Source organism: Candidatus Nitrotoga sp. BS, assembly GCF_927797785.1.
GTDB lineage: Bacteria > Pseudomonadota > Gammaproteobacteria > Burkholderiales > Gallionellaceae > Nitrotoga.
Genome location: NZ_CAKMLL010000061.1, coordinates 34,834 through 51,014, shown reverse-complemented (window position 1 = coordinate 51,014; position 16,181 = coordinate 34,834). Strand labels below are relative to the sequence as shown.

Below are 16,181 nucleotides of genomic sequence, written 5' to 3'. Positions count from 1 at the left end.
ATTAATGAGTGAATCGGTGCCGCAGCGTATCGCGCGTTTGCGTGGGGAAATCGAGCGACATAATTACCAATATCATACGTTGGACGATCCCCTGATTACCGATGCGGAATTCGATGCAATGTTCCGTGAACTGCAAGCTCTCGAAATACAATATCCTTCACTCACTACGCCAGACTCGCCTACCCAGCGAGTTGGTGCCGCGCCGCGACTATCCTTTACAAAAGTAGTCCATCGCTCGCCGATGCTTTCGCTTAACAACGCTTTCAATGAAGAAGAGTTACGAGCTTTTGATGTTCGTACCCGCGAGACATTAGGCGTGGCCGAAGTAGAGTATTCCGTAGAACCTAAATTTGATGGTCTGGCCGTCACGCTCACTTATCGCGATGGAGTATTTGTGCAGGGCGCGACACGCGGAGATGGCGAGGTTGGTGAAGATGTGACGCAAAATCTGCGCACCGTAAGGAATATTCCCTTGCGCTTGGATTCGGGACGATTAGCCAAGCCCATTCCGTTTATAGAGATACGCGGCGAGGTGCTGATGTTCAAGGTTGATTTTATCGCATTGAATCGTCAGCAAGCAGACAAGGGCGACAAGCTGTTCGCCAATCCGCGCAATGCCGCAGCAGGTTCATTGCGGCAGCTCAATTCGCAAATTACATCCAGTCGACACCTGAGTTTTTTAGCCTATGGGGCAGGCGGGGTCGAAGGATTTATATTGCCTGACACGCATGCTGAACAGTTAGAGTGTTTGCAGAAGTTGTCTATACCGGTGCCACAGGAACGCCGTGTAGTGAGCGGACCCGATGGGTTACTAGCCTATTATCGCGAAATTGGTGAACTGCGCAACAAGCTGCCCTACGAAATTGACGGCGTAGTATACAAAGTCAATAACATCTCACAACAAACCAGGCTGGGCTATGTATCGCGGGCACCGCGCTTTGCGCTTGCGCACAAATTTCCGGCAGAAGAAGCATTGACCATCGTGCTAGACATTGAGGTGCAGGTGGGCCGTACTGGTGCATTGACTCCCGTAGCGCGCCTGGCCCCAGTATTTGTCGGTGGTGTAACGGTGACCAATGCCACGCTGCATAACGAAGAGGAAATGCGTCGTAAGGATATCCGCATCGGCGATACGGTAAGCGTTCGGCGTGCTGGCGATGTTATTCCGGAAGTGGCACGCGTCCTGCTCGAGCGGCGTCCTGTGGACACATATGAATTCAAAATGCCGCAAGTCTGTCCAGTATGTGGCGCACACGTTACCAAACAGCCGGACGAGGCAATATGGCGCTGTAGTGGCGGGCTGTTTTGCCCGGCACAACGCAAGCAGGCAGTGTTGCATTTCGCCAGCCGACGTGCTTTGGATATCGAGGGACTTGGCGAGAAATTGGTTGACCAATTGGTGGCACAGCAATGGGTGCATACACCTGCCGATTTATATAAACTGAATTTGCGGGCACTGGCCCAACTGGAGCGTATGGGTGAGAAGTCCGCCCAAAATTTGCTGGACGCAATAGAAAACAGCAAGCAAACCACACTTGCGCGTTTTATCTATGCGCTGGGCATCCGCAATGTGGGCGAGGCGACTGCGAAAGAACTGGCGCGTCATTTTGCCACGCTGGATAATTTCATATCGGCCGATGAAACGCGCCTGCAACTTGTACCCGATATCGGGCCTGTTGTTGCGCAAAGTATTGCAACTTTTTTTTCCGAGCCGCATAACATTGAGGTGATCGCCCAATTACGCGCTACCGGAGTACGGTGGCCGGAGCAAGCCGAAATGGCCGTGCAACTTTTACCTTTGAATGCTAATATTTTTGTATTAACCGGTACGCTTGCCAGCATGAGCCGTGACGAGGCAAAATCGAGGCTGGAAACGCTCGGCGCACGCGTAACTGGAAGCGTGTCGCAGAAAACCGATTATGTGGTGGCTGGCGCCGAGGCGGGTACCAAGCTCAGCAAAGCGCGGGAACTAAATATTGCTGTGCTGGATGAACAACAGTTTTTACAATTATTAAATAAAAATAAAATGCCAGCAGCTTCCAACTAAATCGTAATTCATTTTTAAAATCTTTAACCGGACAGTTATGGGAATATGTTATGACTCGAATTACTAAAGCTGTATTTCCGGTAGCTGGATTGGGCAGCCGTTTTCTGCCTGCCACCAAGGCCAGTCCCAAGGAAATGATGCCGGTAGTCGACAAACCATTAATCCAATATGCGGTGGAAGAGGCGGTGGCAGCGGGTATTACTGATATGGTGTTCATTACTGGTCGCAATAAACGCGCTATTGAGGATCATTTCGACACGGCTTATGAAATAGAAGCTGAACTTCTCGCGCGTGGCAAAAGCGAGCTGTTACGTGCAGTTCAAGAAGTCATTCCTAAACATGTGAATTGCATCTACATCCGGCAATCAGAAACGCTTGGGCTCGGTCATGCAGTTTTGTGCGCGCAGCCGGTGGTGCAAAACGAGCCGTTCGCGGTGATTTTGGCCGATGACTTAATCGCTGGAGACATATCCATCATTAAACAGATGGCAGATGTATACCAGCGCTATCAATGTTCCGTGCTCGGCGTGGAAGACGTGCCACCTTCACAGACGGGGCAGTATGGAATCGTTAGTAGTAGCAATGTAGAACAGAATGTGGAGCAGGTACATGCCATCGTTGAAAAGCCCAGCCCGTCAGATGCGCCTTCCACTCTGGCGGTGGTGGGGCGCTATGTGTTGACGCCGCGTATTTTTCATCACTTGGCGAAATTGCAGGCGGGCACGGGCGGCGAAATTCAGCTAACCGATGGTATTTCAGCGTTGCTAAAGGAAGAAAAAGTGCTGGCATACCGGTTTAAAGGTACCCGTTATGATTGCGGCTCCAAGCTGGGCTATCTCAAGGCAACTGTTGCATTCGGCCTTAAGCATCCTGAACTGAGTGAAGGATTTGCCGCTTACCTGGCAACGATTAAATAATGCTCTCCAATCAGCAAGCGAACGATATCCTGAATCAAGCTGAGTTGATTATTTCAGCTGGAGAAGTGCAAGCGGCCGTAATGAACGTCGCGCGGGAGATCAATACGGTATTAACTGACGTTCATCCACTATTGCTATCTGTGATGGGTGGTGCGGTGGTGTTTACCGGGCAGTTGCTGCCACTCCTTACTTTTCCGCTTGATTTTGATTATGTGCATGTATCGCGCTATGGCAGTCACCAACAGGGTGGAGCCTTGCACTGGAAAGTCGAGCCACGCGAAAATGTAACTGGGCGCGTGGTTTTGGTGGTGGATGACATCCTCGACGAGGGTGAGACACTGGCCGCAGTTAAGCAGCGTGTGCTGGATTTGGGTGCTACCAGGTTTTACAGTGCGGTGTTTGCGGATAAAAAGATTGCAAAGGTCAAGCCGATACATGCCGATTTTGTAGGGGTAGAATTACCAGATCGCTTTGTATTCGGCTATGGCATGGACATACATGGCGCGTGGCGTAATCTGCCTGCAATTTACGCCACGAAGGAATAATGGAGCCAACTGTATGAAAGTATTGCATTCTATTTATTGCATTAGTATATTAATTTGTGCTTTCTGAATTTTTGGTCATGCGGGAATTAGTAAGTCTGATAGGCTGCTAGATTTTCCAAAAGGTAATAAAAAATGTTAGCGATTATTGGTGGTACGGGGCTGACGCAGCTGACCAATCTGGAAATATCACATCGACAGGTGATGCGCACACCATATGGTGAGCCTTCCGGAGCGATTGTCTTTGGCCGCTTGCGCCAGCATGAGGTGATGTTTATTGCCCGTCATGGCTACGGCCATACGATCCCGCCGCATGTAGTGAATTATCGTGCCAATCTGTGGGCGTTGAAAGAGCAGGGAGCGCAACGCATTATTTCTGTCGCGGCAGTTGGGGGAATCCGTGCTGACCTGTCGCCCGGTGTTCTTGTGCTGCCAGACCAAATTATTGATTATACCTATGGGCGCGAGTTTACCTACTTTGATGGGCGCGATTGCTCAGTAACGCATATTGATTTTACCCAGCCGTATAGTCAGGAACTACGCCAACAAATTCTGGATGCTGGCAGATGTGCCGGCTTCCCTTGTCTGGATGGCGGAGTATATGCCGCTACACAGGGGCCGCGCCTGGATACAGCAGCAGAGATCAATCGCCTGGAGCGTGACGGTGCCGATATGGTGGGCATGACTGGTATGCCCGAAGCCGCCTTGGCCAAAGAACTTGGCTTGAATTACGCCGCTATCGCGGTGGTGGTAAATCATGCTGCCGGACGTGGTAGCAGCCGCGATGGCGTGCATTTGGAAACTATCAGTACAGTGGCACAACCTGCCATGGCGCGCGTGCGCAACATCCTTGAATGTATGGTGTATTCTGATGGCGATTAGGGAAGTATTACGTATGGGCGATGCACGCCTGTTGCGTTGCGCGGAGGAAGTGATTGATTTCGATACGCCGGAACTGCATGCCTTGCTGCTTGATATGCGCGACACCATGCAGGCGCTAAACGGTGCGGGGTTGGCAGCACCTCAGATAGGCGTGAATTTGCGCGTAGTGATCTTTGGTGTGCAGTTTAATTCTCGCTATCCCGAGGCTAAATCAGTCCCGGAAACGGTGTTGATTAACCCCGTTATCACGCCGTTAACAAAATCAGGTAATTCATTAAGTGTAGTAGATTCGCATGCGGGATTGACATTGAATCCTGATATGGTGGAAGGATGGGAAGGTTGCTTGAGCGTGCCGGGACTAAGCGGGCTGGTGCCGCGTTTTCAATCTATCCATTACCAGGGACGAGATGAATATGGCGTATTGATAGATCGCACGGTAAATGACTTTCATGCTCGCGTGGTGCAGCATGAGTGCGATCATCTGGACGGGATTCTGTACCCCATGCGAATCCGCGACCTGAGCCGGTTTGGCTTTGTTGATGCACTGCGTCCAAATAAACAAGATCAGGTGGACGAGTAGGGAGAGGGGAAGATCTAAAATTTATGGATTAGAGAGCTAACATCAACAATATTTATGAGTCAGCGATGTTAGAGTTGCGAGATTCAGTAATTTTAGATAGATCAAGTCATCTTCGCTGGCTGCACCCAGCGGTCGAACTCTTCTTCCGTAACATAACCCAGAGCTAATGCCGTCTGTTTTAGCGTGCCGCCATCCCGGTGAGCTTGCTTGGCGATTTTAGCTGCCCGATCGTAGCCTATATGCGGTGTTAAAGCGGTCACCAGCATTAGCGAGCGCTCCAGCAGTTCTGCAATACGTTCATCGTTGGCCTGGATGCCGCACACGCAATGTGTCTCGAAGCTTGCCATTCCGTCAGCAAGTAGGCGCACGCTTTGTTGGAAATTGTGAACGATAAGTGGCTTGAAGACATTGAGTTCAAAATTTCCCGAAGCGCCACCGATATTGATAGCAACGTCATTACCAAAGACTTGGCAACACAGCATGGTAAGTGCTTCGCACTGAGTGGGATTAACTTTACCCGGCATAATCGAGCTGCCCGGTTCATTCTCGGGAATACTGATTTCCCCAAGACCAGAGCGTGGTCCCGAAGCCATCCAGCGGATGTCGTTAGCAATTTTCATAAGAGCGGCAGCGAGTGTTTTGAGCATGCCATGTGCTGCCACCAGAGTGTCATGTGCGGCCAGAGCTGCAAACTTGTTAGCCGCGCTTTTGAACGGCAAGCTGGTGCTGCGAGCGAGTTCCGCAGCAACGCGTTCCCCGAATTCGACATGTGTGTTAAGTCCGGTTCCAACTGCAGTCCCTCCGACCGCAAGTTCGCACAGCGAGGGCAGGGAAGCATTAATTATGGATTCAGCATAATCCAACTGCGCCACGTAAGCAGAAAATTCCTGCCCAAGCGTTAGCGGAGTGGCATCCTGCAAGTGCGTGCGCCCAATCTTGACGATGGCGTCAAAGTTGCGGGATTTTTCTTCCAATGTCGAGCGCAGTTTGCGCAGCGCAGGAAGCAGGGATTGAGTGATACTGAGGCAGGCTGCCACGTGCATGGCAGTGGGAAAAATGTCATTTGATGATTGACCGAGATTTACATCATCATTGGGATGTACCAGACGGTCTTTGCCCCACTTACCGCCTAGCAGTTCAGAAGCACGGTTAGCGAGCACCTCATTCAAGTTCATATTGGTCTGGGTGCCCGAACCTGTTTGCCAAACAGAAAGAGGAAACTCTTGCGTATGCTGGCCAAGCAGTATTTCATCCGCCGCCTGCACAATAGCATCCGCCTTGGCCGCGCTTAGTAGATTCAAATCGCGATTAACCTGCGCGCAAGCGCGCTTGACCATGGCGAGTGCAAGGATGAGTTCCTCCGGCATACGCTCGGAAGAAATATGGAAATACTCAAGCGAACGTTGTGTTTGCGCGCCCCAAAGTCGGTCAGCTGCAACCTCTATGGGGCCGAAGGTGTCGTGCTCTATTCTGGTGTGAGTCATGCAATACTGATTTTATTTGGTAATAATATAAGCCTGCTGAATGCCAAAACCACCGCCAGAAAAGTCTTTTTCTATATCATAAAAAAGACGGTTAATCGGGTTGAAGCCAGGGTATGCTGCCGGGTCTGTTACCAATTCCCTCAAAAATCTTGATCCCAGGTAATAAATTGATGAAAATTCATCTACCTTAAACGTCAAACCCTTTTGAGTGAGAAATTCCTCTAATACAGCTTTTTTAAAGAATCGATTTGAGTCATGCTCAATCAATGGGGGCATATCCTTAAGTTGCCTCATTGCATTGAGCAATGTAAATGGCTCCAAAAAAGGCTCGGATAAGATCACCTTACCGCCTGGCTTAACAACCCTCAGACATTCATTGATAGCAATTTGCTGTTCTTCCCAGGTAGCCATAAGGGTGACCACTCGTGTGGCATAAGCTAAATCAAAAGTATCGTCAGGAAATTGTAAAGCGTTAATGTCGCCAATTTCAAACTTTACAACATCTCCTACCCACTGAGCTTTTTTCAGAAGGTTGGCCTGTTTAATCATGTTCTCAGCAAAATCAACCCCTGTTATAGAGCCAACATCTTTGTGCCGTTCCAATTGTTGGAACGCGGAATATCCATTTGCACAACCTACATCAAGAACATGATCCCCACTTGAAATATGCTCTCCTATAGCATCGATTTCAAGTTCAATCATAAAGTTATCGCTCCAAGATGCTAGATGTGAACCTTTATGGGTTTTAGCCTGATTTTCCCAATAGTCTTTTGCAACATCTTTTTCAATTTTTTCCACTTCGTCTCCTTAATAGACTAAATACGCTAAGTACTATTGCCTGCTCAATAATTAATGTTGCATTTCGCACGAAATTTATTTCGTACGATACTGGACATTATGTCCTACACCACCAATGGATATACTTATGCAAAGTGAGGGCAGTATTCTAAACAATTCAATAAATAATTGCCAAATAATGCGCCAACTTGCGCATTTATTAAATTTAACTATGTTGCTGCTGTTGAAGCGCATTCCAAGCAAGTGGATATCTGCTTGATTGCGCAATATGTATACCCTAAAGGCATATTTTATGCAGTTGGAGTGAGTATGGTCGATGCGGCCAGCGGCCGCGTATCGGGGTAGTCCTTGCTGTAGTGTAAGCCACGACTTTCGTGCCGAAACAACGCACTTTGTACGATGAGATCGGCTGTTAACACCAGGTTGCGCAGTTCCAGTAAATCAGCTGTAACATGAAAATTGGCGTAATACTCGTTAATTTCCTCATGCAATAATCGAATGCGGTGTTGTGCACGTTGCAGTCTTTTAGTGGTGCGCACAATTCCGACATAGTCCCACATGAATTGGCGTAATTCCGCCCAGTTGTGCGAGATAATAATTTCTTCGTCGGCATCGGTCACCTGGCTCTCATCCCATTGCGGCAGTGGTATGAACTGACTTTGCGGCGAGGCCAATATGTTGCGTGCAGCAGCATCGGCAAACACCATACACTCCAGCAGGGAATTGCTTGCCAGCCGGTTGGCTCCATGCAGGCCGGTGTGTGCAGTTTCGCCAACGGCATAGAGATTGGCGAGATCGGTACGTCCATGCAGATCAGTAACGATACCACCGCAGGTATAGTGAGCTGCCGGTACCACAGGAATGGGCTGGCGCGAGATATCAATACCCAGCGACAGGCAGCGCGAGTAGATGGTAGGGAAATGCGCTTGCAAAAATTCAACTGATTTATGTGAAATATCGAGATACACGCAATCTAAACCATGCTTTTTCATTTCAAAATCAATAGCGCGAGCGACGATGTCGCGCGGCGCAAGTTCGGCGCGCTCATCGTGAGCAGACATAAATCGTGTGCCGTCGGGCAGCTTCAGGATGCCACCCTCACCTCGAACTGCCTCAGAAATGAGGAAAGACTTGGCGTGCGGGTGATATAGACAGGTCGGATGAAATTGAATGAATTCCATATTGGACACCCGGCAACCGGCACGCCAACCCATGGCAATGCCATCGCCAGTGACGGTGTCTGGATTGGTGGTGTAAAGATAGACCTTGCTAGCACCGCCGGTGGCCAGAATTGTGTCATGAGCAGCGATGGTGCTGACTTCATCGCTCAGACTGTTGAGTGCGTAAGCGCCATAGCACTGATTGTGCGTGTAACCGAGTTTGTTCCCAGTAATCAGATCGATGGCAATGTAATGTTCCAGCAGTGTGATGTTGGGATGCGCCAGAACTTTGGAGGCGAGCGTTTTCTGTACGGCATAGCCAGTGGCATCGGCGGCGTGGATGATACGTCGACGGCTGTGGCCGCCTTCGCGTGCCAGGTGATAGCCGGTATCGGTATCGGCATCACGTGTGAACGGCACGCCTTGTGCAATGAGCCAGTCAATTGCCGGTTTGGCGTGCTCGATAACATAGCGCACGGCGGCCGGGTCGCAAAGACCTGCACCGGCGGTCACGGTATCCTGTATATGCTCGGTCAGAGAATCTTCTTGCGACAACACAGCAGCAATTCCGCCCTGTGCCCACACACTCGCACTTTCCAATAGTGATTTCTTGGTGATGACGGCAACTTTTCGCTGATCGGCAAGTTTCAATGCCAATGAAAGCCCTGCCAGTCCGCTGCCTATAATCAAAACATCAAATTGCAGCATGCTAGGGTATTGCGTCATTTATCTTCGGACCAAGTTTACGAATGGCAAGAATGTTGAGATTCTGGAGAATATCATTGACCTTGGCAGGCCAGATGAAGCGTTTCGAATTTTGCTTGTGCATGGTGACTTGCTCTTTAAATATGGCAGTGCAGCTGCTGACACTGCATGATACCTGTCCGTTAAGCATGTTGAGCGCAACTAATGATGTCGTTATGCCGTTGCATTTGAAATCGTGTGTCATGGTCGCCGTGCGCCCTTTATTCAGCGGCAATGCAAGTTGTGTACGACCCAATTCTTGCGCCCGCTACGTGGAAAGTTAGACTGAATCGCCTCTAAGCTGCCATTGGCGAATCGATAGTGCCATGCAATTATTTCCCCTCGGCTGATTTTGAACCTCTGAGTAATTTCAAAATAGCCAACCTCGTCGGTAGCAAGCAGCGCTTTGCGCGCACGCCTTATGCTGTGCACATACAGTGGCTGCGACCTCACGCGACACTTCAATTCGTTTTGACGCTCATTGTTAAGAATGATCAACGTACTCAGATTCATCTTTCGCTTCGTGGAAAGGACGCGAGCACGATAAACAAAAAGCCGAATAATTCGAACAATTCGCAAGCACTGCACTAGCCATTTAGTCGGTTGTTAATTCTAAAGGAAATTATCTTATTGCGCAGACTAGAATAAACCTAAAAATTATGTTTTTATTGAATTTTACCTATAGGGTACCTCTAACAATCCAACATTTATGGAGAATGAAGCGCGTCACATTTATTTTGGACTATTAGAAGTACGGGGCATGTTCAGCATAGCCCTAATATAATTCTCAAAGGTAAATGATGGTTGATTTTAGCAGCTCATCTTGGCCATCTCCGCCTGCATTTCTTGCGGAGTCACATCACGCGTATGGGTGGCTATCGACCAGCGGTGACCAAACGGGTCTTCCACTTGACCGTATCGATCGCCCCAAAACATATCCGCAATAGGCATGGTAATTTTCGCACCCGCTGCGACAGCTTGCGCCATAGTTTCGTCCGCGTTTTCGACTTGCAAATGGATCGTGATCGGTGAGCCTTTCAATGTTTTTGGTCCCAGTGCGCCCCATTTCGGGTTTTCTTCAGTGAGCATCAATTGTGAGTCGCCTATCTGGACACAGGCGTGCATGATTTTGCCGTCTGGGCCTGGGAGGCGCATTAACTCTATGGCATTGAATGCATTTTTGTAAAACGTAATAGCCTCCGATGCGTCTGCACAGATGATGTATGGAGTAATCGAATGCATGCCATCAGGAATGGCTTTGACTTTTAAACTGGTCATGGTTAATTCTCCTAGATTTTTGATGAATATTAAAATTACTTACTTGGTGCACGTACTACCTGCTGACAAACCGCTTACTTCCCGTCGTAAGCTTGCTGTATATCTGCAATCACGATTTTCGACATAGTCATCATTGCTTGCATCACACGCCCCGCTTTAACAGGGTCTGGGTCACTTATCAATTGTATGAGTTGCTTGGGAACAATTTGCCATGACACGCCGTATTTATCGTCTAGCCACGAGCATTGGCTGGGCTTGCCGCCAGCGACCAATGCGTCCCAGTAGTAGTCCACTTCTTCCTGCGTTTCGCAGTTCACGACGAAAGAGGTCGCAGGTGAAAATTTGTACAACGGCCCGTTTAGCGCCATAAATTGGCGTCCTTCCAGCTCGAAATTTGCGGTCATTACTGTGCCCTCTGGCATGGGCGCGCCTTGGCCGTAGTGAGTGACTTTCAATATTTTTGAGTTTTTAAAAATAGAGACGTAATAGTTCATCGCTTCTTCGGCTTGTCCGTCGAACAACAAACAAGTGGTGATTTTTTGCATGGTTTTTCTCCTGCTGGGGTTGAAAACGATTAAATAACCTTTGTCAGATAGGTCGCTAAACGGTCAAATGTATTGTTCCAGCCTTCGTTATGTCCCTCTTGCTCGAGCAATGACTGAAATGGTGTTTGCCTCAGCACCATAGTCGTTTTTCCATGATTCTCGGTAAGGGTGATAATTATTAAATTTTCTATGCCTCGTTCGCCTGTTTCTTCCCACGCAAAAGTAAATGCAAGTAATTCTGGCTCAACTACCTTACGAAATTCGCCACCGTGCCATAACAAATCTCCGGTTTCAACAGAACGCAAACAATTGCGCCAACGAGCGCCCGACCTCACATCCCACATCACATTGACGGCGGGATGATGGCTTGGCCCCCACCAATTCAACGCGTGCTTGGGGTCAGTCCACGCCTTCCACACTAAAGCTCTTGGCGCATCGAATGTTCGAGTGATGATGAGTTCGTTGGATTTCTCGGGAGTCACGACAGACATGATCAGATGCCTTTCTTGATCATAGCAATCAATTGATCGAGCGCTGTACCCCAGCCGTTTTCAAAACCCATTGCAGCGTGTTGCTTGCAACCTGTTTCATCCGCGTGGATTACCGTGGCGGTGTAGCGTGTGCCGCTGGGGTGGTCTGCCAGCTCGATGATGGCGGTGAACTTAAAATCTACCTGTTCGTCTCCGCAAGTTGGGCTGGGCGTGCTGGGACGAAAGCCTGGCAACAAGGCATTCGTCCAGACTAGTTTTTGGTTGGAGATAACTTCCAGATAGCAGCCGATATTGGGGAAGTCCTTACCTTCTGGCGACTGCATGGTGGTGCGAAACATGCCACCGGGTCGCAGATCAATCTCCGCGTCTATTGTTTTCCAGGGCAACGGGCAAAACCACGGTTTAAGCAGCGCTGGCTCAGTCCAAGCTCGCCAAACAAGTTCTTTTGGAACATCAACAATGCGCTCAAAAGTGAGGTCAAGTTTGGGGTTGAATTGGCTAGATGATTCTTCAGTTTTCACTTTACTCTCCTTTGCTAGGGTTAATATCGGGGTCTGGGTTTTGTTGCAGGGTAAGTAAATAAGTATCCAAGCGATCCAGGCGATCTTCCCAAAACTGTTTGTATTGACCAATCCAGTCCATCGCCACTTTCAGCTGTTCACCGTCAATACGGCAAGGGCGCCATTGCGCGTCACGCCCTTTAGTGACGAGTCCGGCTTTTTCCAGCACTTTAATGTGCTTTGATGCAGCAGGTAAGCTCATTGCAAATGGCGCAGCAAGCTCGTTAACCGATGCTTCACCCGCAGCCAAACGCGACAACATCGCCCGTCGTGTGGGATCTGCTAACGCTGAGAAGGTTGCGCTGAGATGGTCTATGGTGCCATTTGTGGACATATGTATCTATCTAATTGGATAATTAACTTATTGGTTAATTATCGGGCGGAATTTGAAGGCTGTCAATCGTATGAGAATTCTCAGTTGATGCGGAGCGTGATTTGAGGCACTGTGCCAATAGTCGGCTGAACTACTGGAGAAATCTTGAAGTTGAACGTTGCTGGAGTAACTAACGTGATTTCCATAAATATTTCAGCTGGATTTTTGGCTTAGTTAACACCATTTCTCTCATCCTCAATTACTTTCAAAAAATCATCTCCATAACGATCTAATTTGGCTAACCCAACCCCGCTAACTTTTCCCAAATCGGTGAGATTACCAGGGCGAAGTTTGAGGATTTCCAGCAAAGTGCTGTCGTGGAAAATCACATAAGGCGGTACGCCTTGTTCGCGGGCGAGCGCCATGCGTTTGGCTTTAAGTGCCAGCCACAGCGGGTCTTCATTTGCACCGGCAAATGCTTCACGCATTCTTGCGCCGCGTTCAATTTTACTGATTTTGCTTTTAGCCGGTTCAGCATCGCGTCGCAGCCACACTTCGGACTCACCGCGTAGCACCGGGCGCGCTTGTTCGGTTAGACGCAATCCGCCGTAAGCTTCCATATCCACATTGAGCAAACCGGCAGCAACCAACTGGCGATAGACACTGCTCCATTGAGTCTGCGAGAGCGACTGGCCGATCCCAAAGGTACTCAGTTGTTGGTGACGAAATTTTTCGACCTGTGCCGTGACCTTGCCCAGTAGCACGTCAATCAAATAACCAACACCGAAGCGCTGCCCGGTGCGGTAAACACATGACAAAGCCATCCGTGCTGCTTGAGTCGCGTCCCAAGTCTCCATCGGCTCCAGGCAATTGTCGCACTGGGCACAATTGCCCGGGTGCCCCTCTCCAAAGTAACGCAATATAATTTGATGGCGGCACGCAGTGGATTCGCAAAACCCCAGTAGCGCATCAAGTTTATGAATCTCTAATCGTTTGCGCTCCTCGGTCGCCTCGCCGGATGCCAACATCTGGCGCATGGAAACCACATCGCCCAAACCGTAAGTCATCCATGCATCTGCGGGCAGGCCGTCGCGCCCGGCACGGCCCGTTTCCTGATAATAGCCTTCCATGCTCTTGGGCAGATCAAGGTGAGCGACAAAGCGCACATTGGGCTTGTCAATGCCCATGCCGAATGCGACAGTGGCGACGATGATGATGCCTTCCTTACGCAGGAAAGAACGTTGATTCTCGCTCCGCACGGCCGCATCCAGCCCGGCGTGGTAAGGCAATGCATTCCATCCGCGCTCCTGCAGCCAACTGGCCGTTTCATCCACTTTTTTTCGCGACAGGCAATATACGATGCCCGCATCATTGGCGTGCTCTGTTTCCAGAAAGGTCAGCAATTGCTGCCGGGCATTGGCTTTCAGCGTTATTCTGTAACGGATATTGGGACGGTCGAAGCTGGACACAAATTGGCGCGCCTGCTCCAGCGCCAGCCGCTCGACAATCTCGCCTCGCGTCGGCGCATCCGCCGTGGCCGTCAGCGCGATGCGCGGCACGTCTGGAAAGCGTTCATGTAATATCGTCAGGCCGCGATACTCTGGACGGAAATCATGGCCCCATTGCGATACACAATGCGCCTCGTCAATGGCAAACAATGCTATACCATGCTCGGCCTGCACTTGTTCCAGCATGGACAAAAAGCCAGACATCAGCAACCGTTCTGGCGCCACATACAAGAGATCCAAATCACCCCGCAACAAACGGCTGGACACGGCACGGGCAGTGTTCGCATCCAGGCTGGAGTTAAGAAAAGCGGCGCGCACACCAAGCTGGCTAAGTGCGTCTACCTGATCCTGCATAAGTGCAATCAACGGCGACACCACTATGCCCACTCCCCGCCGCAACAATGCGGGAAGTTGGTAGCACAACGACTTGCCGCCGCCGGTTGGCATTAATACCAGAGCATCACCCCCGGCAACAACATATTCAACTATGGATTGCTGCTCACCGCGAAAGGACGTGTAGCCGAAAACATCGTGGAGAATTTGTTGGGCGGTAGGAGCAGTCATAAAAAGAAAGGTATCACACTAGAGGTTATTCTGCCCCTACGCTTATGTTTTCTACAGAATTATTTACTGTGAACAGATAGCTATGTGGTTACTTATTACTTGCCAGTAGCCGTTAAGTGCCAATTGCAGATGGTCTGTAAATGTACCGAATAACTTTACAATAGCCGCTGTGCCCCGTCCACATGGTGCGCCATATGGGATAAATCTGGGCACGGGGAAGCTAACTTTATTTTATAAAATTCTGCTTTATGCTCATGTCTCAACTTATTGATGCTGATCGCGATACCAGATCGTCGATGCTTCAGTAAGCGGTCTCTCAGCGTGGCTGTTCACACAGAATTTTGACATTGTAGAAATTGACTAATCGCATACAATGGCAGCTTACCTGCAATACTTCTTTGCAGGACGTCCGTACAATAATATATGGCCCGTCCGATTTTACTTGAGCTCGCTCAACGTTACTTTGTCAGCGACCTTCCAGGCGCTACTATCCCAGCTAGCCGCTTGCGTAACATTTTGAATGACCTTCAGCAAAAGCGTTCGCTTACCACCTTAGCGATGTACTATCTTTACCAGCAAGAGCTCATCGCACTTCACCAGTTTGCTCAGGGCGCAATTACCTATGATAAATTCTGCGAGGCTGCTACCCTTGAACAAGCTAAGCGTGCGCTGGCGGTCGAAGCTGAAAGGATGGCTAAACACTCGGCAATGTTGGTGCGGGCAGCCGAGCAAAAGGCCCGTGAAACAGCATTGTTCGCCCGTCAGGCAGCAGCTCGTCGTGAGCGCGAGAGCAATCCTAAGTACATTGCTAGGCTTAAAAATAAAGCACTTCGCGAGTGCTACAATATTGACCAATACGTCGAAGTGGAATGTTTGGCGCAGCTTATGGATATTCTCCGCCGCATCGAGAGTGGCAACCGACGTACAGACGACGATATCTTATGGCTGACAACTCACGGCCAAGATTACTACTCTCAGCCTCTACGGGAGGCAATCCATAAACGTGAAGCAGAATTCTACCTAAGCGAATACAAGCGAACGGGAAACCCATGGCATGCAGTCAATGCAAGCAGCCATTACCGCAAATGCAAGCTGCCTAAAAAAGCACACGACTTGCTTTCAGCTATCCCTGAGGAACAGTTGCGAGCTCCAAAGTTACGGTCAGCAATTGCCACAACTCATGGTGGCGTCATGCGCGACATGGGGCGCTTGGATGAAGCGCTGAAACATGGCGAGCAGGCCAACATGCTGACGCCGAAAGACTTCCGACCATGTACTTTACTCGGCGCTGTCAACTTTGAACTCGGGCACTATGATGTCGGCCGTGACTGGTACGAAAAAGCCACTGCGCGCGGAGCCAAAGAAAGCTCAATCGATTATGACTTGCGTGGCATTATTCTTCGTGCCAACCAGTCAAAACGCGAAGCGATTATGGAGTTTTTACTCCATGAAGACCCAGATCGCTACCACTGGGTCAACAGTATTTCCAACGGTTAGTCGCGTTCAACCATACCTAGCACAAAATACTATCGTTTTACTATAGGGCACCTCTAAAAATCCCCTATCTCTGTAATCGAATTTGCTGTGTTTTGCGTTAATGCTAAGGATAAATATAGACAGGGTAGGCAAACATGCAAAGCAGCTTTTTCGACTTGGACAACCGGTACACGCAGCTGAACTAATGGGTCAAACTGCTTGATTAATGATAAATTTACATACATCTTCTACTTCATCCGTCAGTTTGATATCCTTGCTTAATTAGAGTATG

General features: G+C 49.4%; 15 protein-coding genes and 1 pseudogene. 6 read left to right on the top strand and 10 right to left on the bottom strand.

Features of this window, described 5'->3' with window-relative positions:
• Positions 1-4 precede the first annotated feature (4 nt).
• The 5 genes from ligA (at position 5) to MJ769_RS07020 (ending at position 4,968) form a co-directional block, all read left to right on the top strand.
• Positions 5-2,047 (top strand): NAD-dependent DNA ligase LigA, encoded by a 2,043-nt coding sequence (ligA, locus tag MJ769_RS07040; RefSeq protein ID WP_239235637.1) that lies wholly within the window; start codon positions 5-7, stop codon positions 2,045-2,047.
• A gap of 50 nt (positions 2,048-2,097) precedes the next feature.
• The gene (gene galU, locus MJ769_RS07035; protein ID WP_239235635.1) at positions 2,098-2,964 is read left to right on the top strand and encodes a UTP--glucose-1-phosphate uridylyltransferase GalU; all 867 of its coding nucleotides are present in this window, start codon (positions 2,098-2,100) and stop codon (positions 2,962-2,964) included.
• Positions 2,964-3,509, top strand: coding sequence for a hypoxanthine-guanine phosphoribosyltransferase (locus MJ769_RS07030; protein WP_239235633.1), 546 nt, complete (start codon positions 2,964-2,966; stop codon positions 3,507-3,509). Before galU ends, MJ769_RS07030 begins: the two co-directional genes overlap by 1 nt.
• A gap of 132 nt (positions 3,510-3,641) precedes the next feature.
• Positions 3,642-4,388 (top strand): S-methyl-5'-thioinosine phosphorylase, encoded by a 747-nt coding sequence (locus tag MJ769_RS07025; RefSeq protein ID WP_239235631.1) that lies wholly within the window; start codon positions 3,642-3,644, stop codon positions 4,386-4,388.
• On the top strand, positions 4,378-4,968 hold the full coding sequence (locus MJ769_RS07020; RefSeq protein ID WP_239235629.1) for a peptide deformylase: 591 nt from the start codon (positions 4,378-4,380) through the stop codon (positions 4,966-4,968). Before MJ769_RS07025 ends, MJ769_RS07020 begins: the two co-directional genes overlap by 11 nt.
• Before the next feature lie 101 nt (positions 4,969-5,069).
• On the opposite strand, the gene fumC is transcribed toward MJ769_RS07020, so the two are convergent.
• The 10 genes and pseudogenes from fumC to recQ all read right to left on the bottom strand — a co-directional run bounded on the left by fumC (position 5,070) and on the right by recQ (position 14,413).
• Entirely contained in the window at positions 5,070-6,452 is a 1,383-nt protein-coding gene (gene fumC / locus MJ769_RS07015) for a class II fumarate hydratase (RefSeq protein WP_239235628.1), read from the bottom strand.
• Positions 6,453-6,464: 12 nt separating this feature from the next.
• Positions 6,465-7,250 (bottom strand): class I SAM-dependent methyltransferase, encoded by a 786-nt coding sequence (locus MJ769_RS07010; RefSeq protein ID WP_239235626.1) that lies wholly within the window; start codon positions 7,248-7,250, stop codon positions 6,465-6,467.
• A 290-nt stretch (positions 7,251-7,540) separates the two neighbouring features.
• Positions 7,541-9,118, bottom strand: a complete 1,578-nt coding sequence (gene nadB / locus MJ769_RS07005) for an L-aspartate oxidase (protein ID WP_239235746.1) — start codon at positions 9,116-9,118, stop codon at positions 7,541-7,543.
• A 169-nt stretch (positions 9,119-9,287) separates the two neighbouring features.
• Positions 9,288-9,416, bottom strand: a pseudogene (locus MJ769_RS07000) (IS630-like element ISCARN69 family transposase); the annotation flags it as partial.
• 548 nt (positions 9,417-9,964) lie between these two features.
• On the bottom strand, positions 9,965-10,432 hold the full coding sequence (locus tag MJ769_RS06995; RefSeq protein ID WP_239235624.1) for a VOC family protein: 468 nt from the start codon (positions 10,430-10,432) through the stop codon (positions 9,965-9,967).
• A gap of 74 nt (positions 10,433-10,506) precedes the next feature.
• Complete coding sequence (locus MJ769_RS06990) at positions 10,507-10,977, bottom strand: VOC family protein (RefSeq protein ID WP_239235622.1); 471 nt, start codon at positions 10,975-10,977, stop codon at positions 10,507-10,509.
• Positions 10,978-11,006: 29 nt separating this feature from the next.
• Positions 11,007-11,468: an SRPBCC family protein gene (locus MJ769_RS06985; RefSeq protein WP_239235621.1), complete on the bottom strand. Its 462-nt coding sequence runs from the start codon at positions 11,466-11,468 to the stop codon at positions 11,007-11,009.
• A gap of 2 nt (positions 11,469-11,470) precedes the next feature.
• On the bottom strand, positions 11,471-11,989 hold the full coding sequence (locus tag MJ769_RS06980; protein WP_239235619.1) for an SRPBCC family protein: 519 nt from the start codon (positions 11,987-11,989) through the stop codon (positions 11,471-11,473).
• 1 nt (position 11,990) lies between these two features.
• Positions 11,991-12,362: an ArsR/SmtB family transcription factor gene (locus MJ769_RS06975; RefSeq protein WP_239235613.1), complete on the bottom strand. Its 372-nt coding sequence runs from the start codon at positions 12,360-12,362 to the stop codon at positions 11,991-11,993.
• Positions 12,363-12,571: 209 nt separating this feature from the next.
• The gene (gene recQ, locus MJ769_RS06970) at positions 12,572-14,413 is read right to left on the bottom strand and encodes a DNA helicase RecQ (protein WP_239235611.1); all 1,842 of its coding nucleotides are present in this window, start codon (positions 14,411-14,413) and stop codon (positions 12,572-12,574) included.
• Between the two features lie 423 nt (positions 14,414-14,836).
• Here recQ and MJ769_RS06965 point away from each other — a divergent pair, with 423 nt between their 5' ends.
• The gene (locus MJ769_RS06965) at positions 14,837-15,910 is read left to right on the top strand and encodes a hypothetical protein (protein WP_239235610.1); all 1,074 of its coding nucleotides are present in this window, start codon (positions 14,837-14,839) and stop codon (positions 15,908-15,910) included.
• Positions 15,911-16,181: the final 271 nt, after the last annotated feature.